Source organism: Nitrospirillum goiasense (assembly GCF_034427435.1).
GTDB lineage: Bacteria > Pseudomonadota > Alphaproteobacteria > Azospirillales > Azospirillaceae > Nitrospirillum.
Map to the genome: position 1 here is coordinate 527506 of NZ_JAXQNP010000001.1, position 16980 is coordinate 544485.

The following is a 16980-nucleotide window of genomic DNA, read 5'->3' on the forward strand; positions in this document are numbered from 1 at the left end:
GCCTTATGGACGCAATAGAACTAAAGAACCGTTGCGGGTCGTAGGGCAGTTGCGCACGCTGGGGCAAGCCTATGAAATCATGGGCGTGGTTCGTACGCGGCCCCTTTCCGACCGCCGGACGGCATCCGGATGGACCCATGAAAATCAAGCCCGGCGACAGTGGCCACCCCCAGCAGGGACGGCGTTCCAGCGCCAAAGCCAGCGCCCCCGACATCCCCCCCGGTGATAGCTGTGTCATTGCCGATGTGAAGCCAGCGGCATCCCCCCGCCGCCCCGCCCATCAACCAGCCGCGTCCTTCCCGCCGCTGCCACCCTTCCCCTTGACGGCGGTGCGACCGCGACCCACGCCCCGGCCCGACGCGCCACCACCCCCACCGGTGCGCCGGGGCGGATCGAACAAAACCGATGCCCGCGCGGCGGTGGCGGACCTGCGGGATCAGATCGGCGGGGCCGCCGCCTGCGTGCTGGTGTTCTTCTCCCCCGCCTATGATCGGGGTGAGATGTTGGCGGCGCTGAAGGAGGCGTTCGGGTCCACGCCGGTCTTCGGCTGCACCACGGCGGGGGAAATCACCCCCTTCGGCTACATCAGCGGTGGCCTGAGCGGCGTCAGCTTTCCGGCCAAGGACTTCCTGGTCCATTCCGCCCTGTTCGAGAACCTCAGCCAATTCCAGATCGCGGACACCATCGAGCGCACGCACCGGCTGGTATCCCGCCGGCACGCGGAGGCCCAGGGCCGCCCCGGATTCGGCTTGTTGCTGGTTGACGGTTTGTCGACACGGGAAGAGCAGTTGGTCAGCGCCATCGGCAACGCGCTGGCGGGCCTGCCGCTGATCGGCGGATCGGCCGGCGACGGCCTGGACTTCAAGTCCACCGTGGTGCTGCACGGGGGCCGTTTCGTCAGCGACGCCGCCATCCTGCTGCTGATCACCACCCGCCGCCCCTTTTCCGTGTTCAAGACGGAACATTTCGTTCCGACCGAACACAAGATGGTCGTCACCGGCGCCGACCTGGAAACCCGCCGGGTGTTCGAGATCAACGCCGAGCCCGCGGCCCTGGAATACGCCCGCCTGGTGGGCCTATCGCATGAGGCCCTGACGCCGAAGATCTTCGCCGCCCATCCGGTGGTGGTCCGGGTCGGGGGGCAGTACCACGTCCGCGCCATCCAAAAGGTCAACCCGGACAACAGCCTGACCTTTCATTGCGCCATCGACGAAGGCCTGGTGCTGACAGTGGCGCGCGGCATCGATATCGTGGAAAATCTGCATGAATTGTTCCGCCGCCTGGAACGGGAGATCGGCCCCTTGGACGCCATCGTCGGGTTCGACTGCGTGCTGCGCAACCTGGAAACCGAACAGCGCAACCTGAAGGCCGCCGTGTCGGACCTGTTCGTGGCCAACCGCGTCACTGGCTTCTGCACTTATGGCGAACAGTACATGTCCATGCACGTGAACCAGACCTTCACCGGTGTCGCCATCGGGAGGACATGATCGCGCACGCCACCCAACCAGCCACTTCCGGGTCCACCACCCCACAGGCCGTCAACCAGGACATGGCCCCGGCCCCCGCCGACACGGAGGCGGCCCGCCGCATCGCCGAGCTGGAACAGCAGGTGGCGAAGCTGACGCGCATCAACCAGTCGCTGATGGACCGGGTTGAGCGCAATGTGGACGGACAGGGTTCCGCCTTTTCGCTGTTCCAGACCGCCATTGGGCTGGAAGACCAGGTGCGGTCGCGCACCCAGTCGCTGGAAGAGGCGCTGGCCAACCTGGAACGGTCGTATCAGGAAGCGGCCAACGCGCGGGAGCAAGCGGAAACCGCCCGCCTGCGCCTGTTCACCGCCATCGAGGCGGTCAGCGGCGGCTTCGCCCTGTTCGATGCCGACGACCGGCTGGTCCTGTTCAACCAGGACTATCTCAGTTTCTGGCCCGGCATGGCCGGCGACGTCCACCCCGGCATGTCGTTCCGCGAGATGGTGCAACTGGCGGTTCAGCGCAAGAGCGTGCTGGACGCCTACCGCGATCCGGAGGGCTGGATACGCCGCCGCCTGCGCCAGCATGCCGATTGCCAGGGCCCCACCGTCCACGCGCTGAGCGACGGCCGGTGGATGCAGATCAACGAGAAGCGCACCAACGACGGCGGCGTGGTCGCGATCTACACCGACATCACGGCGCTGAAACGCCGGGAAACGCTGCAATGGAAGGCGGCGGTGGCCAAGAAGACCACCCTGCTTCAGGCCACCCTGGACAATATCTTCCAGGGGGTGGCGGTGTACGATGCGGAACTGGCGCTGGTGGCGTGGAACAACGAGTTCGTGCGCCTGCTGGACCTGTCGCCCCGCTGTGTGCGACGGGGCGCCGTGTTCGCCGATTTCCAGCGTTTCAATGACGGCCTTCAGTCCCACGGCATCAGCGAGCCCCGCTTCCTGGACCCGCAGAACAATCCGCTGCCGTTGCGGCTGGAGCAGACATGGTTCAACGGCCGGGTGCTGGACATCGATCGCAACCCCATGCCGGACGGCGGCTTCGTCCTGACCTTCACAGACATCACCGAGCGCAAGCGCAACGAGGAGGCGCTGCGCGACAGCGAACGGCGCATCCGCCTGGTGACGGACGCGATGCCGGCGCTGATCGCCTATGCCGACGCGGATGAGCGCTACCAGTTCGTGAACGCCCCCTATCGGCAATGGCTGAAACGGCCGGAGACGGCCATCCTGGGGCGCCGCATGCGCAGCGTCCTGCCCCCCGAATTCTATAGTCGCTGCCGGGCCCACATCCGCCAAGCCCTGGCCGGGGAGACGGTGTCCTTCGAGGTGGAACTGCCCCCCACCGACACACCCGACCCCGCCGCTGATCCCGCTGCCAATCCCGCTGCCAATCCCGCTGCCGGGCCACGCTACGCCCACGTCACCTTCGTACCCCATATCGGCCTGCCCAGCGCGGACCAGAGCCGGGTTATCCTGGGCCTGTTCACCCTGATGCAGGACGTGACGGAACGGCGGCGGGCCGATGCCGCCATCAAGGAGGCGAACGAGACGCTGGAACGGCGGGTGACGGAACGCACCGCCGCCCTGACCGGCCTGAACCGCCAACTGAAACAGGAGATCGCGGAGCGCCGGGAAATGGAACGCGCCCTGCAGTCCGCCAAGGTGGAGGCGGAGCAGGCGAACCTGTCCAAGACCAAGTTCCTGGCCGCCGCCAGCCACGACCTGCTGCAGCCCCTGAATTCCGCCCGGCTGTTCGTCTCCGCCCTGGCGGAATTGGAACACACCCATAAGAACCGATCGCTGATCGACAACATCGACGTGTCGCTGGAGGCGGTGGAGGGCCTGCTGGACGCCCTGCTGGACATCTCGAAGCTGGATGCCGGGGCCGTCTCGGCGGAGATTGTCGACTTCCCCATCGGCAGCCTGCTGGGACCGCTCTATACCGAGCATCAGGTGCTGGCCCAGGATCGGGGCCTGGACCTGCGCTACGCGCCCTCGCGCGCCGTGGTGCGCAGCGACATCCGCCTGCTGCGCAGCATCGTGCAGAACTTCCTGTCCAACGCCGTCCGCTATACCCAGCGCGGGGGCGTGCTGCTGGGCTGCCGCCGGCGCGGGGACTTCCTGCGGATCGAGGTGTGGGACAGCGGCCCCGGCATCCCCTCGGACCAGCTGGAGGAAATCTTCAAGGAGTTCCACCAGTTGCATCGCGGGCCCGTGCTGGGCGCCCCCGTCCCGGGTGGTCGTTCATCACGCGAGGGGCGCGGGCGGTCCGGCACCCGGGGGATGGGCCTGGGCCTGGCCATCGTGCGCCGCGTGGCCAAGGTGCTGGACGTGACGGTGGAAACCCGGTCGGTGGTGGGACGGGGGTCCGTCTTTTCGGTGGTGGTGCCACTGGGCGCCACCACGGCCGCCGCCTTCACCCGCCGTCTCGCCAGCGGGGGCGCCGCCCAGGCCATGAGCGGCACCCTGGTGCTGGTCCTGGATGACGAGCCCAGCGCCCTTATGGGCATGCAAGCCCTGCTGTCCACCTGGGGCTGTGAAGCGGCCGTGGCCTCGACGGGGGAGGAGGCGCTGGAGGTGTTGGAGCACCTGCCCCGCCCCCCGATGTCCTGATCGCCGATTTCCACTTGGGCGAGGGCCATATCGGCCCCGATGAGGTGGGCCGCCTGCGCCTGGCCATCGACCGGGCCACGGGCAAGGCGCCGCCTGCCATCATCATCACCGCCGACCACACGCCAGAGGTCGAGGCCCAGGTGAAGCAGAACGGCTATTGGATGCTGAAGAAGCCGGTGAACCCGGCCCAGTTGCGGTCGCTGCTGTCCAGCATCATAGGGGGGCCCGCATCATAGGGGGTGAATGTCAGCCACGGGCGTTGACAGCGATCACAACTCCAGATATGCGGGGATTTATGAATTCCCACTTTAGCGGAGCCTCGGCGGCCCATGCGTTCCCTATTGGCCGGGCTTGGCCCCGCCGACATCCGCACAGCCCCGTTCCCCCATATCGTGGCTGACGCGCCCATGGAGGCGGGCCTGTATGAGGCCTTGAGCACAAGCTTTCCCGAATTCCAACGCCTGGGCTGGCCCTCTCCCCCAGGCCGCATGCCCAATAACCGTCGCTTCGAACTGTCGGCCCAGATGATCCTGAACGCGGACGACATGCCGGAGTGCTGGAAGGCGTTCGCGGCCTATCACAGCGGACCTGATTTCCTGGCCGAGGTGGAAACGCTGTTCCAGGGACATTGGGACCCCGCCATGCTGGCCGCCCTGGGTGGGCGGCTGACGGGGCATAGCACCGGCCGACTGAATATCGCTCAACCCGGCCCCTATCGCATACACCAGGACGCGCGGATGGAGATCAACACGCCGGTGCGGGATCGCCCCTCGTCATCCCGTGGACCCCACCTGGATACGCCCAACCGGCTTTTTTCCTGCCTGTTCTACATGCGGGCGCCGAATGATGACGCACAAGGTGGCGACCTTTTGCTATATCGCTGGCGCGATGGCCCCCAAGGGCGGATCGACACCTATGAACTGCCCGCCGAGGCGGTGGAGGTCGTCGCCACCGTGCCCTACGGCGCCAACCGGCTGGTGATCTTCCCCCAATCCGTGAACGCCCTGCACGGCGTGGGCGTCCGCCATCCCACCCCGCACACCAGGCGCTATGTCTTCATCACGGCGCAGGTGACTGAGGATTGGCTGCGTCTTCCGCCACGGGAGGCGAATTGACATGCGTCTGCTGGTCCATGGCATGCAGTCCAGCGGCGCCACCGCCTTCACCCGTACCCTGGCCGAACGGCCGGGGTGCGTCGCCTTGGCGGACATCCCCAACAACTATGCCGCGCCGCGGGTCACGACGACGACCGACTTCGTGGCCAAGGCAGTGGTCACCACGGCCTATCCACTGGCCGTCCACGTGGAGCGCTTTCGCCCCGACAAGGTCGTGCTGCTTCTGCGTGATCCCCGCGACAATTACGCCAGCCTGTCAAAGGCCAATTACCGTCATTATTCCGGGCTGATGGATGAGAAGTTCCTAATCCTGGACCAGCTGTTCGCCACACGGGACCGGATCTTCGACGCCATCATCCACTACGAGGATTTCGTGGCCCGCGACCCATCGGTTTTCACAGATTTGAACACCCTCGGCTGGCCGTTGGAAGAGGCGCATTACACCTTCCGGCGCGACTATAACGATTTGCTGCGGACGCTGTGGGAGGCGGAGCCGGCGCTGCAGGAAACCATGGAAGTGGTCTTCGGCAACGCGCGCGGGCCGGGGGTGACCGACCGTTGGCGCGACAAGCCCCGCAATCCCGAAACAGACGCGAGGCTGGAACAGCTGTGCCCCCGGCTGATGCGGCATTACCGGGAGCGGAACGGGGAAGCGGCCTGAGCATCCCCTACATCTGGTAGCCGGGCGTCGGTGTCCACAGCTTGAGCAGCGGCCCCTCCCCACCCATCACCGGGTCGACAGGGGGAAAGGGAGGTGAGCGATGCGGTCCAGCACCGCCGGCGTGGGCGCCTCCCGGCAAACATCCCACTCCTGACCCGGCGGATAGCCCCCCACCACCAGCAGGTCATCGCTGCCATCGAGTCGGCAGTGGCCGATGCCGGCCGGTAGCACGGCCACATCGCCGGCCCGCAGGCTGACCAGGCGACCTTGGGGGCCGCCCAGCATCACCTCCGCCCAGCCGCGGGCGACGCCCAGCACCTCATGGGCCGTCGAATGATAGTGGTGATAGTCGTAAATCCCGTCCCGCCACCGCGCGGGCCAGCCGTTGCGGTTGAACAGCCCCTCGAACACCGCGGCCGGATCGTCGGTGTCCCCGGCCCCACCGCCGAGGGCCACCATGCCGCGATACAACAGAACGGGAAGCCGGGCGTTGTTGGGCACCCAGCCAAGGCTGTGCAGGATGAAGTTTTCCGGCCAGCGGCCCGGCTCACCGGCCATACCGCCATAGGCGGCGGATTCCGTATGACGATCGGCCATGGCGCATCTCCTCAAGGGCGGGCATCCCCGCCTCTCAAGTCAGCCACGGCGTTCCCGGTTCCGCTATCCCTCCGCCACGTCGGCGAAACTGTCCAGATGCAGGCGGCCCGCCATCACCACGGCCTGCGTGCGGCTGTAGACGCGCAGCTTGTGCAGGATGCTGGAGACGTGGGCCTTCACCGTGGTTTCGGCGATGTCCAGGTCATAGGCGATTTCCTTGTTCAGCTTGCCCGTGCCCAGCAGTTGCAGCACACGGCGCTGCTGCGGCGTCAGGGTCAGGACCCGCTGCAGGAAATCGTCATCCGTCGCCTGCCCCTTGGGATCGGGCGGTGGAGCGGCCATGACCAGATCGTCGGGACGGTATGTGCCTCCGCCCGCCACCAGCGACAAGGCCGCCACGATCTCGGCCCGGGGCGTGGATTTGGGAATGAAGCCCATGGCGCCCAGGGCCAAAGCTTCGCGCACCAGGCGCGGGTCCTCCAGCGCGGAGATGACCACGACGGGTGTGGCGGGGAATTGGCTGCGGACACGGACCAGCCCCTCGAACCCATCCACGCCGGGCATGCGCAGATCCAGCAACAGGAGATCGGCGGCACCGATGGACTCCAGCAACTGCATCACCGCCCCCAGATGGGCGCATTCAAGGATTTCCGGCTGGTCAAAAGCAGCCTCCACGGCAAGGGTCAGCGCGCCCCGCACCATGGGATGATCGTCAGCAATAATTATTTGCGGCATACGTCGCCTCGTTTGCGGGCGATTGTCGTTCGGCGTTTCCTCGATACTGACGATAGTCGATCCGACCAAGCACGGCTAGTGCCGAAGAAGGTTAGGTCGCGTAACAAATCGCTGGATCAGGCCGGCCCGCCGCCAATACCGGGCAAGATCTTGATTAATAAAGACTTAACAGTCGGCACGGCGCCAAAATCGCTTACCGGGGGTTGGTACGACGCAGGGGTTAAACCACCCTTGTACCAAAGTACAATTGGCACCCGCGACGGGCTTCTTGAAGATGGGCATCAAGCTGATCAGCGGTCATCGTCCTTGGGATTTCCCCCTTGGAATTGCAAGGCGAAGGCCGAAAGAACAGCGCCCAGGAGAGGATTAGGCCCCCGGCGAAGGTCCGGTGGGTCAGCGAAGACGCAAAACTGGCAAAGTTCAAGTTCCCGCGTGATCGTGCGCCTGCGGTGTGACCGATGATCGTCACCCCGACTGCCGTTGGCGGACGCCCGCTTGGTAACCAAGCGTGAGCGGCACAACCGGCGGCACCAGGTCCAGGGGTTGCGGAGGCGTCCAAGGCCCGGCGCGGGAGGAAACCAGTCTGAACGGACATGTCCTTCACCCTTGAGGAGATCCCCATGCGTTGGAAAAAGCCTGTCGTCACCGAGATCGCGCTCGGCATGGAAATCAACTGCTACGCCTGCGCGGACGTCTGACGCCGCCATCACCGGGCGGGCCCGGCGGGGTCCGCCCGGCCTGTTTGTTTTTGGGGCGTTTCGCCGGCTTGCCCAAGCCCCCGCAACCACCCACCTGTTTTTAAAATGCGTCGCCCATCCGCCGGCCAGGCGGACACCAATCGGACCGGACCTACCGGCCAATCCCCAGGGAGGGAAATGATGAATCAGCGGAAGAAGGTGTTGCTATCCTGGACCGCCTTAGTCGCGGCCAGCCTGCTGTCCAGCCAACCGTCGCTGGCCAACGACGAACTGTCCAAGATGTCCAAGGACCCCAAGCAGTGGGTCATGCAATCCGGCGATTACGCCAACCAGCGCTACAGCCCCCTGAAACAGATCACCACCGCCAACGTCAAGGAACTGCGCCCCGTGTGGACCTTCTCCACCGGCGTGCTGCGCGGCCATGAGGGCGGCCCGTTGATCGTGGGCGATGTCATGTACGTCCACACCCCCTTCCCCAACGTGGTGTACGCGCTGGACCTGAACAACCAGGGCCGCATCCTGTGGAAGTATGAGCCCAAGCAGGACCCCAGCGTCATCCCCGTCATGTGCTGCGACACCGTCAACCGCGGCGTGGCCTATGGTGACGGCAAGATCATCCTGAACCAGGCGGACGCCAACGTCGTGGCGCTGGACGCCAAGACCGGCAAGGAGCTGTGGAAGGTCGCCAACGGCGATCCCAAGAAGGGCGAAACCATGACCGGCGCACCGGTGGTGGTGAAGGACAAGGTGCTGGTCGGCATCAGCGGCGGCGAGTTCGGCGTGCAGGGCCGCATGACCGCCTACAACCTGAAGGACGGCTCCGTCGCGTGGAAGGCCTACTCCGTCGGGCCTGACGACCAGATCCTGTTCGACCCGCAGAAGACCACGAGCCTGGGCAAGCCGGTCGGCGCCAATTCGTCCCTGTCGACCTGGCAGGGCGACCAGTGGAAGACGGGCGGCGGCGCCACCTGGGGCTGGACCGCTTATGACCCGCAGCTGAACCTGATCTATTACGGCTCGGGCAACCCCTCGACCTGGAACCCCAAGCAGCGCCCCGGCGACAACAAATGGTCCATGACCATCTTCGCCCGCGACGCCGACACGGGCATCGCCAAGTGGGTCTATCAGATGACGCCCCATGACGAATGGGACTATGACGGCGTCAACGAGATGATCCTGGCCGACATCAAGGTGAAGGGCACGCCCGTCAAGGCGCTGGTCCACTTCGACCGCAACGGCTTCGCCTACACCATGAACCGCGAGACCGGCGAACTGCTGGTGGCGGAGAAGTATGATCCGGCGGTCAACTGGGCCACGCATGTCGACATGAAGACCGGCCGGCCCGAAGTGGTGGCGCAGTACAGCACCGACCACAACGGCGAAGACCACAACACCAAGGGCGTGTGCCCGGCCGCGCTGGGCAGCAAGGACCAGCAGCCGGCGGCCTACTCGCCGGAAACCGGCCTGTTCTACGTGCCGACCAACCACGTCTGCATGGACTATGAGCCGTTCAAGGTGTCCTACACCGCCGGCCAGCCCTATGTCGGCGCCACCCTGTCGATGTTCCCGCCCAAGGGTGAAACCCACCTGGGCAACTTCATCGCCTGGGACGCCAGCAGCGGCAAGATCGTCTGGTCCAACAAGGAAACCTTCTCCGTCTGGTCGGGCGCCCTGGCCACGGCGGGCGGCGTCGCCTTCTACGGCACGCTGGAAGGCTACCTGAAGGCGGTCGACATGAAGACCGGCAAGGAACTGTACAAGTTCAAGACGCCGTCGGGGATCATCGGCAACGTCACAAGCTATGAGCATGGCGGCAAGCAGTACATCGCCGTGCTGTCCGGTGTCGGCGGCTGGGCCGGCATCGGCATGGCCGCCGGCTTGGGTGGCGACTCCGAGGGCCTGGGTGCCGTCGGCGCCTACAAGCAGCTGGCCAACTACACCCAGCTGGGCGGTGTGCTCACCGTCTTTGCCCTACCGTAACCCTCTCTATTCCACTCATCCCCCGCCTGGGGCGATCCCCCAGGCGGGGTTTCTTTACCCACCAACCGGGCCACTCAGCCTGAACTGCGCACGCGAAAAACAGCACGCAAAACCACATTCTGTGAAAGAGGTTCGATTGATGCCGAAACGCTTGGCGCTGACCGCTGCCATCACTCTCATGGCCCTGCCGCTCTGTGTTGCCGCCGGCGCCGCCGGTGCCGCGGATGGCAGCGCGCCCACCGCCGCCAAGGCGGCAGAGGCGAAGCCGTATAAGGTGGAAGGCGGCAAGGTCGATCCTGGCACCTACAACGGCTATCGCCGCTACGGCGAGTCCTGCATGCGGTGCCACGGCCCCGACGGGGCCGGCAGCTCCTACGCCCCGGACCTGACGGACAGCCTGAAGCACATGGACTATGACGCCTTCGCCGAGACGGTGATCAATGGTCGCAAGAACGTGAACACCGCCAACAACAACGTCATGCCGTCCTTCGGCACGACGGAGGACGTGGCCAATTACCTGGATGACATCTACGGCTACCTCAAGGCGCGGTCCGACGGCGCCCTGGGCCGCGGCCGCCCGCAACGCATCGGGGATTGAGAGCGGCGCCCTCATGAAAACGGCCTTCCGCCTGGCGATGGCGGCCTTGCTGCCGCTGTCCCTGACCGCCGCACCAGCCTGGGCCCAAACGGCCGAGTTGGTGTCCCGCACCGAATTGCGCATCTGCGCCGACCCCAACGACCTGCCCTACTCCAACCAGAAGGAGGAGGGGTTTGAGAACAAGGTCGCGGCCATCATCGGCCAGGACCTGAAGCTGCCCGTCAGCTACGTCTGGTTCCCCCAGGTGATGGGGTTCGTCCGCAACACCCTGCGCGCCCGCCAGTGCGACCTGGTCATGGGCACCGTGGCGGGCGACCCGCTGATGGACAACACCAGCACCTATTACCACAGCGGCTATATGATCGTGACGCGGGCGGACGCCGGCCTCACCGCCACCTCGGTGGGCGACCCCAGCCTGGCCGACAAGCGTTTCGGCCTGGTGGCGGCGACGCCCCCCACCGACCTGCTGTTGCGCCACAACCTGATGCCCAGGACGACCTCCTACGCGCTGACGGTGGACACCCGGTACGAGTCGCCCTCGCGGGCGATGTTGCAGGACCTGGTGGACCGCAAGATCGACGTGGCCCTGCTGTGGGGTCCCATCGCCGGCTATTACATCAAGAAGGAGAAGCTGCCCCTCAGGGCCGCTTTCCTGGACCCGGAAGGTGAGGGCAACCGCCTGGATTTCCGCATCACCATGGGCGTGCGCGCCAACGAACCCGAATGGCGGCGCACCGTGGACCAGGCGCTGCGCCGCCATCGGGCCGAGGTGGATACGCTGTTGGCGGAGTATGGCATCCCCTTGCTGGATGAGGAGAACAAGCCCATTCCCGGCACCCTGCCCGGCGCCGGCGCCAAGCCATGAGGCTGGGCACGGCGGCGCGTGCCGCCGGCCTGGCATTGGGTGTACTGGCATCGGGCCTGCTGGCGGCCGACGCGTTGGCGCAATCAGCCACCCCGGTGCCAGCCACCCCGGTGCCTGAACCCCCGGGCTATCGCCTGGACGACTACCGGGCGCCGGTGCCGGCAACGGTGACGGGTGGCCGGGTGTTGACCACAGATGCCCTGCGGGACCTGCTGGCGCGGCAGGGCGACCGTGTGATCCTGGTGGACGTGGTATCGGCCCCCCGCCGCCCGGCGGGGATGGCGCCGGACTCCCCTTGGATGCCCCTGCCCCACACCGACCTGCCGGGCAGCGTCTGGTTGCCCGACGTGGGCCGGGGCGCCTTAAATCCCCTTCTGGAAAAGTGGTTCCAGCAACAACTTGCGACTTTAAGCGGGGGCGACAAGAGCCGCCCGCTGGTGTTCTATTGTCTGCCCGAGTGTTGGATGAGCTGGAATGCAACCAAGCGCGCCGCCAGTTATGGTTACACCAATGTCGCCTGGTACCCGGACGGCGTTGACGGCTGGCGCGTCGCCGGATTGCCCCTGGCCACCGCCACGGCGCTGACCCCCCCGGAGGCCCCGGGGGTTCCCTGAGTTCACGACGACCAGAGAACAGGCAAAGGAGAGTTGAAGTGCGACGTATCGGACTTTGGGCGGCGGTGACCGCCACGATCATCGCGGGTGGATCGGCGGGCACGGCCCTGGCGGCGGGCGATGCTACCGCCGGCCAAGTGGTGTTCAAGAAGTGCGCGATCTGCCATTCCATCGACGCCGGCGTGAACAAGGTCGGCCCCAGCCTGCATGGCGTCGTCGGCCGCAAGTCCGCCACCGCGCCGGGCTATGACTATTCCGCGGCCATGAAGGGCGCCAACAAGGAATGGACGGCCAAGGAGCTGGACACCTATCTGACCGATCCGCGCGCCGTGGTGCCGGGCACCAAGATGGTGTTCGTCGGCCTGAAGGATCAAAAGGACCGCGACAACGTCATCGCCTATCTCGAGACGCTGAAGTAAGCGGATATCGTTCCCAAGACACCCCCGCCTGGAACCGCCGGGCGGGGGTGTTTTTGTTTGTGCCCGGGGGGCGCGCCGAGGAATGGGGGTTATGGTGGGGCATATGACATCGTTTCGCGCTCTACGCCCCGTGCAGGACACCGACCTGCCGATTTTCTTCGCACAGCAGGCGGACCCCATTGCCGCAGACCAGGCGGTATTCGGCGCGGCGCAGCCGGATGATGAAGGGGCGTTCCTGGTCAAGTGGGCCCGCATCCGGGCCAATCCGGACACGCTGACGCGGACCATCGAAGCGGACGGTGGGGTGGCGGGCTATGCGCACGCCCCGCGCCTGGACAGGCTGGTGGACGAACTGATCTTCCGCCTGGACGCGGATGTTGTGCACAATCAATGACCGCGACCCGGTGGCTCTGGCCCTTGGCGAGCGCCGGCTGCTAGTCTGCGCCCTCGTCCCGTGGGTTCCCCGTGATGGATGGTCATGCAGCTGCTCAGTACCCTGGCCACGATCGGCTTCGTCCTGCCCCTGTTCGTCGCCCTGGTGGGCGTGCTGCTGGCCCGGCGGGATTACCTGGTCGCGGCGGCGTGGGGCGGCGGGGTGGCGACGTCGCTGCTGGTCGCGCTGGCGATCCGCGCGGTGCTGCGCGGTGATCCGGACCTGCCCCATTTCCCCAGCGGGCACGTCACCCTGGCCGTGGCCTTCTATGGTGGGCTGCTGGTCATCTATCTGCGCGGCGGCCTGAACCGGGACCGCACCACCCTGCCCATGTTCCTGGCGGGACTGGCCGTGATCGCCCTGCTGGAGGGGGTGTCGCGCATCCTGCTGACGGAGCACACCTGGGTGGACGTCCTGGGCGGCTTCGCCGTCGGGTCGCTGGGGCTGCTGGCCACCGGGTGCCCCTGGGCGGTGCGCCGCATCCGGACGGGCTCTCGCCTGTGGCTGGCCGCGACCCTGGCGGTGACCATCCCCATCGCCTTCCTCACCGTCGGCTGGCTGGACGGCCTGATCCGGCATTGGGTGACCTTGTAACCTCATAGGGCCCGACCCTTCCGGCGCGTCCGGATGCCGGGGTGCGACACGCGGGCGCAGGCTCCGGCGGGACCAACCCCGTCGGTGACTGAACCGTCTCGAACTTCAAATCCCCAACCCTTTCGACAAGATCCTCGAAGGCTATTGGCGCCATTTATGGGCCGCGCCGGCAATCACGACCGGCAGCGATTTTCGAAACCCCGCCAGCCTTCGCAAGGAAAACATCATGTCCATCACGGCCACGCCCACCCCCGGCGCCAAGCTGCTGACCCCCACCGATCACACCCTGATCATGATCGACTTCCAGTCGCAGATGTCCTTCGCGACCAACTCGATCGACGCGATCATGCTGCGCAACAACGCGGCCCTGGTGGCCAACGCCGCCGCCGGCTTCAAGGTGTCGACCATCCTGACCACCGTGGCGGTGAAGAGCTTCTCCGGCCCGATGTACGCCGAGATCACCGATGCCTTCCCCGGCCAGGATCTGCTGGACCGCACGTCCATGAACACCTGGGAAGACGCCGCGGTCATCCACCAGATCAACGCCATCGGCAAGTCGCGCATCGTGCTGGCCGGCCTGTGGACCAGCGTCTGCATCGTCGGCCCGGCCCTGTCGGCCATCGACCAGGGCTTTGAGGTCTATGTCATCACCGACGCCTGCGGCGACGTGTCGACCGAGGCGCATGAGCGCGCGGTGGAGCGCATGGTCCAGGCCGGCGCCCGCCCGATCACCGCCCTGCAGTACATGCTGGAACTGCAGCGCGACTGGGCCCGGACCGAGACCTACGACATGACCACCGGCATCGCCAAGAAGTTCGGCGGCGCCTATGGCCTGGGCATCACCTACGCCAAGACCATGTTCAACGCCCACGAGGGCTGAGCCGTCAGCGCGGCCGGGCCCAGGTCCGGCCGCGTCCCTCTTCTGGCGGCAGGGAGAACGCCCCCATGAAAGTCTACCTCTTGTCGCTGGGCGCCGGGTTGCTGGTGGGCGTGATCTACGCCCTGATCAACGTCCGGTCCCCCGCCCCGCCCGTGGTTGCCCTGGTGGGCCTGCTGGGCATCCTGGTGGGTGAGCAGATCCCGCCCCTGCTGAAGACCCTGTGGGCCAAGGAACCAGCCGCCCTGTCCTGGATGCAGGAACAGGTGCGCCCGCACATGTTCGGCCATTTGCCGCAAGGCGCGCCCAAAGCCGCCACCGCGGATGCCGCCGCACCCGATACCGCTAAAGGGACCTGAGAAATGACCACCGCTGCTGATGTCCAGACGGCCGACCTGATCCTGCATCACGGGCTGTTCACCACGCTGGATCGCGCCAACCCCACCGCCACCGCCGTGGCCGTCAAGGACGGCCGCTTCCTGAAGGTGGGTGGCGAGCGTGAGGTGATGGCCCACGCCGGCCCCGGCACCAAGGTGATCGACCTGAAGGGCCGCCGCGTCCTGCCGGGCCTGATCGACAACCACCTGCACATCATCCGCGGCGGCCTGAACTTCAATATGGAGCTGCGCTGGGACGGTGTGCGCAGCCTGGCCGACGCCATGGCCATGCTGAAGCGCCAGGTGGCCGTCACCCCCGCCCCGCAGTGGGTGCGGGTGGTCGGTGGCTTCACCGAACACCAGTTCGTGGAAAAGCGCCTGCCCACCATCGAGGAACTGAACGCCGTGGCGCCGGATACGCCGGTGTTCATCCTGCACCTGTACGACCGCGCGCTGCTGAACGGCGCCGCCCTGCGCGCCGTGGGCTACACCAAGGACACGCCGGAGCCGCCGGGCGGCCAGATCCTGCGCGATGCCAACGGCAACCCCACCGGCCTGCTGCTGGCCAAGCCCAACGCCGCCATCCTCTACGCCACGCTGGCCAAGGGCCCCAAGCTGCCCTTCGAATACCAGGTGAACTCCACCCGCCATTTCATGCGGGAGCTGAACCGGCTGGGCGTCACCGGCGCCATCGACGCCGGCGGCGGCTTCCAGAACTACCCCGATGACTATGAAGTCATCCAGAAGCTGGCGGATGAGGACCTGCTGACCATCCGCCTGGCCTACAACCTGTTCACGCAGAAGCCCAAGGGCGAGAAGGACGACTTCCTGAACTGGACGCGGACCTCGACCTACAAGCAGGGCACCGACTATTTCCGCCACAACGGCGCCGGCGAGATGCTGGTGTTCTCCGCCGCGGACTTCGAGGATTTCCGCCAGCCCCGGCCCGACATGGCGCCGGAGATGGAGGGCGACCTGGAGGAGGTGGTGCGCATCCTGGCGCAGAACCGCTGGCCCTGGCGCATGCACGCCACCTATGACGAGACCATCAGCCGCGCCCTGGACGTGTTCGAGAAGGTGAACCAGGACGTGCCGCTGGAGGGCCTGAACTGGTTCTTCGACCACGCCGAAACCATCTCCGACGAATCCATCGACCGCATCGCGGCCCTGGGCGGCGGCATCGCCGTACAGCACCGCATGGCCTACCAGGGCGAATATTTCGTGGAGCGCTATGGCCTGGGGGCCGCCGCGGCCACGCCGCCGGTGGCGCGCATCCTGGAAAAGGGCGTCAAGGTTTCCGCCGGCACCGATGCCACCCGTGTCGCCAGCTACAACCCCTGGGTCTCGCTGGCCTGGCTGATCACCGGCAAGACGGTGGGCGGCCTGCACCTCTACCCCCGCGCCAACTGCCTGGACCGCGAGACGGCCCTGCGCATGTGGACGGAGAACACCACCTGGTTCTCCAACGAAGAGGGCAAGAAGGGCCGCATCCAGGAAGGCCAGCTGGCCGACCTGATCGTGCCCGACCGCGACTTCTTCGCCTGTGCCGAGGATGAAATCGCCGACACCACCGCCCTGCTGACCGTGGTGGGAGGCAAGGTGGTTTACGGCGCCGGTGACTTCGCCGACCACGACGCCGCCCCCGTGCCGCCGGCCATGCCCGACTGGTCGCCGGTGCGGACCTTCGGCGGCTATGGCGCCTGGAACCTGCTGGAACCGACCAACACCAAGCTGCAGCGCCAGGCGGCCCAGTCCTGCGGTTGTGACAGCGCCTGCGGCGTGCATGGCCACAGCCACGCCACCGCCTGGTCGGCAAAGCTGCCCATCCGGGACCTGAAGTCCTTCTGGGGCGCCTTGGGCTGCGCCTGCTGGGCCGTCTGATCATGGAGACGGCCTCACTGGACCGGGTCGCCGCCTCCCTGCTGACGCCCCCCATCGTGCGGTGGGTGGCGCTGCTGGGCCTCTGCGCCGCCTATCTCCAGGGCGGAATCAACAAGGCCCTGGATTTCAGTGGGGCCGTGGCCGAACTGGCGCACTTCGGCATGCCACCCCTTCCCGCCTTGGCGGCGGCGGTCATCGTGCTGGAGCTGGGGGCCTCGCTGCTGATCCTGGCCGGCCGCCTGCGCTGGTTGGGCGCGCTGGCCCTGGCGGGCTTCACCCTGTTCGCCACCTTCGTCGCCAACCGTTACTGGACCATGGCGGGGCCTGAGCGCGCCATGACCGCGAACGCCTTTTACGAACATCTGGGACTGGTCGGCGGCTTCCTGCTGGTGGCCTGGCACGACCTGAAGTCCCGCGATCTTTCACCGTCCGCATCCTGA

General features: G+C 66.6%; 19 protein-coding genes. 17 read left to right on the top strand and 2 right to left on the bottom strand.

The window, feature by feature from the left end; genetic code table 11:
- Positions 1–137: 137 nt before the first annotated feature.
- The 5 genes from nosP to ULB03_RS01890 all read left to right on the top strand — a co-directional run bounded on the left by nosP (position 138) and on the right by ULB03_RS01890 (position 5872).
- The gene (nosP, locus tag ULB03_RS01870) at positions 138–1487 is read left to right on the top strand and encodes a nitric oxide-sensing protein NosP (RefSeq protein ID WP_322481624.1); all 1350 of its coding nucleotides are present in this window, start codon (positions 138–140) and stop codon (positions 1485–1487) included.
- Positions 1484–4096: a PAS-domain containing protein gene (locus ULB03_RS01875; RefSeq protein WP_322481625.1), complete on the top strand. Its 2613-nt coding sequence runs from the start codon at positions 1484–1486 to the stop codon at positions 4094–4096. Before nosP ends, ULB03_RS01875 begins: the two co-directional genes overlap by 4 nt.
- 14 nt (positions 4097–4110) lie before the next feature.
- On the top strand, positions 4111–4332 hold the full coding sequence (locus tag ULB03_RS01880) for a response regulator (RefSeq protein WP_322481626.1): 222 nt from the start codon (positions 4111–4113) through the stop codon (positions 4330–4332).
- Positions 4333–4425: 93 nt separating this feature from the next.
- On the top strand, positions 4426–5211 hold the full coding sequence (locus tag ULB03_RS01885) for a 2OG-Fe(II) oxygenase (RefSeq protein ID WP_322481627.1): 786 nt from the start codon (positions 4426–4428) through the stop codon (positions 5209–5211).
- A gap of 1 nt (position 5212) precedes the next feature.
- Positions 5213–5872 carry a hypothetical protein gene (locus ULB03_RS01890; protein ID WP_322481628.1) on the top strand — a complete coding sequence of 220 codons (660 nt, stop codon included), beginning with the start codon at positions 5213–5215 and terminating at the stop codon, positions 5870–5872.
- Between the two features lie 66 nt (positions 5873–5938).
- Here ULB03_RS01890 and ULB03_RS01895 read toward each other — a convergent pair whose 3' ends face one another.
- Positions 5939–6469: a cupin gene (locus ULB03_RS01895; RefSeq protein WP_322481629.1), complete on the bottom strand. Its 531-nt coding sequence runs from the start codon at positions 6467–6469 to the stop codon at positions 5939–5941.
- A 63-nt stretch (positions 6470–6532) separates the two neighbouring features.
- Positions 6533–7204, bottom strand: a complete 672-nt coding sequence (locus ULB03_RS01900) for a response regulator transcription factor (RefSeq protein ID WP_322481630.1) — start codon at positions 7202–7204, stop codon at positions 6533–6535.
- 593 nt (positions 7205–7797) lie between these two features.
- On the opposite strand from ULB03_RS01900, the gene pqqA reads away from it, so the two are divergent.
- The 12 genes from pqqA (at position 7798) to ULB03_RS01960 (ending at position 16980) form a co-directional block, all read left to right on the top strand.
- Complete coding sequence (gene pqqA / locus ULB03_RS01905; RefSeq protein WP_322481631.1) at positions 7798–7902, top strand: pyrroloquinoline quinone precursor peptide PqqA; 105 nt, start codon at positions 7798–7800, stop codon at positions 7900–7902.
- Between the two features lie 180 nt (positions 7903–8082).
- On the top strand, positions 8083–9882 hold the full coding sequence (gene xoxF5 / locus ULB03_RS01910; RefSeq protein WP_322481724.1) for a lanthanide-dependent methanol dehydrogenase XoxF5: 1800 nt from the start codon (positions 8083–8085) through the stop codon (positions 9880–9882).
- A 139-nt stretch (positions 9883–10021) separates the two neighbouring features.
- The gene (locus ULB03_RS01915; RefSeq protein ID WP_211102249.1) at positions 10022–10480 is read left to right on the top strand and encodes a c-type cytochrome; all 459 of its coding nucleotides are present in this window, start codon (positions 10022–10024) and stop codon (positions 10478–10480) included.
- A 13-nt stretch (positions 10481–10493) separates the two neighbouring features.
- On the top strand, positions 10494–11345 hold the full coding sequence (locus ULB03_RS01920; RefSeq protein ID WP_322481632.1) for a substrate-binding domain-containing protein: 852 nt from the start codon (positions 10494–10496) through the stop codon (positions 11343–11345).
- Positions 11342–11959: a PQQ-dependent catabolism-associated CXXCW motif protein gene (locus ULB03_RS01925; RefSeq protein WP_322481633.1), complete on the top strand. Its 618-nt coding sequence runs from the start codon at positions 11342–11344 to the stop codon at positions 11957–11959. Before ULB03_RS01920 ends, ULB03_RS01925 begins: the two co-directional genes overlap by 4 nt.
- Before the next feature lie 38 nt (positions 11960–11997).
- Positions 11998–12378: a c-type cytochrome gene (locus ULB03_RS01930; protein ID WP_322481634.1), complete on the top strand. Its 381-nt coding sequence runs from the start codon at positions 11998–12000 to the stop codon at positions 12376–12378.
- A gap of 130 nt (positions 12379–12508) precedes the next feature.
- The gene (locus tag ULB03_RS01935; protein ID WP_322481635.1) at positions 12509–12772 is read left to right on the top strand and encodes a hypothetical protein; all 264 of its coding nucleotides are present in this window, start codon (positions 12509–12511) and stop codon (positions 12770–12772) included.
- Positions 12773–12856: 84 nt separating this feature from the next.
- Complete coding sequence (locus ULB03_RS01940) at positions 12857–13405, top strand: phosphatase PAP2 family protein (RefSeq protein ID WP_322481636.1); 549 nt, start codon at positions 12857–12859, stop codon at positions 13403–13405.
- A gap of 226 nt (positions 13406–13631) precedes the next feature.
- Positions 13632–14285 (top strand): isochorismatase family protein, encoded by a 654-nt coding sequence (locus ULB03_RS01945; RefSeq protein WP_322481637.1) that lies wholly within the window; start codon positions 13632–13634, stop codon positions 14283–14285.
- A gap of 65 nt (positions 14286–14350) precedes the next feature.
- Complete coding sequence (locus ULB03_RS01950) at positions 14351–14641, top strand: XapX domain-containing protein (protein ID WP_322481638.1); 291 nt, start codon at positions 14351–14353, stop codon at positions 14639–14641.
- A gap of 3 nt (positions 14642–14644) precedes the next feature.
- A complete protein-coding gene (locus ULB03_RS01955; RefSeq protein WP_322481639.1) occupies positions 14645–16540 on the top strand; it encodes an amidohydrolase in 1896 nt (631 codons plus the stop codon).
- 2 nt (positions 16541–16542) lie between these two features.
- Positions 16543–16980, top strand: coding sequence for a DoxX family protein (locus ULB03_RS01960; RefSeq protein WP_322481640.1), 438 nt, complete (start codon positions 16543–16545; stop codon positions 16978–16980).

What these genes read in the sequence shown, in the direction of transcription:
- ULB03_RS01890 (WP_322481628.1), top strand. Translation starts at nt 5,213, where the DNA reads ATGCGTCTGCTGGTCCATGGCATGCAGTCCAGCGGCGCCACCGCCTTC.
- ULB03_RS01885 (WP_322481627.1), top strand. Translation starts at nt 4,426, where the DNA reads ATGCGTTCCCTATTGGCCGGGCTTGGCCCCGCCGACATCCGCACAGCC.
- ULB03_RS01955 (WP_322481639.1), top strand. Translation starts at nt 14,645, where the DNA reads ATGACCACCGCTGCTGATGTCCAGACGGCCGACCTGATCCTGCATCAC.
- ULB03_RS01940 (WP_322481636.1), top strand. Translation starts at nt 12,857, where the DNA reads ATGCAGCTGCTCAGTACCCTGGCCACGATCGGCTTCGTCCTGCCCCTG.
- pqqA (WP_322481631.1), top strand. Translation starts at nt 7,798, where the DNA reads ATGTCCTTCACCCTTGAGGAGATCCCCATGCGTTGGAAAAAGCCTGTC.
- ULB03_RS01950 (WP_322481638.1), top strand. Translation starts at nt 14,351, where the DNA reads ATGAAAGTCTACCTCTTGTCGCTGGGCGCCGGGTTGCTGGTGGGCGTG.
- ULB03_RS01875 (WP_322481625.1), top strand. Translation starts at nt 1,484, where the DNA reads ATGATCGCGCACGCCACCCAACCAGCCACTTCCGGGTCCACCACCCCA.
- ULB03_RS01920 (WP_322481632.1), top strand. Translation starts at nt 10,494, where the DNA reads ATGAAAACGGCCTTCCGCCTGGCGATGGCGGCCTTGCTGCCGCTGTCC.
- ULB03_RS01915 (WP_211102249.1), top strand. Translation starts at nt 10,022, where the DNA reads ATGCCGAAACGCTTGGCGCTGACCGCTGCCATCACTCTCATGGCCCTG.
- ULB03_RS01895 (WP_322481629.1), bottom strand. Translation starts at nt 6,469, where the DNA reads ATGGCCGATCGTCATACGGAATCCGCCGCCTATGGCGGTATGGCCGGT.
- ULB03_RS01960 (WP_322481640.1), top strand. Translation starts at nt 16,543, where the DNA reads ATGGAGACGGCCTCACTGGACCGGGTCGCCGCCTCCCTGCTGACGCCC.
- ULB03_RS01945 (WP_322481637.1), top strand. Translation starts at nt 13,632, where the DNA reads ATGTCCATCACGGCCACGCCCACCCCCGGCGCCAAGCTGCTGACCCCC.
- nosP (WP_322481624.1), top strand. Translation starts at nt 138, where the DNA reads ATGAAAATCAAGCCCGGCGACAGTGGCCACCCCCAGCAGGGACGGCGT.
- xoxF5 (WP_322481724.1), top strand. Translation starts at nt 8,083, where the DNA reads ATGAATCAGCGGAAGAAGGTGTTGCTATCCTGGACCGCCTTAGTCGCG.
- ULB03_RS01925 (WP_322481633.1), top strand. Translation starts at nt 11,342, where the DNA reads ATGAGGCTGGGCACGGCGGCGCGTGCCGCCGGCCTGGCATTGGGTGTA.
- ULB03_RS01900 (WP_322481630.1), bottom strand. Translation starts at nt 7,204, where the DNA reads ATGCCGCAAATAATTATTGCTGACGATCATCCCATGGTGCGGGGCGCG.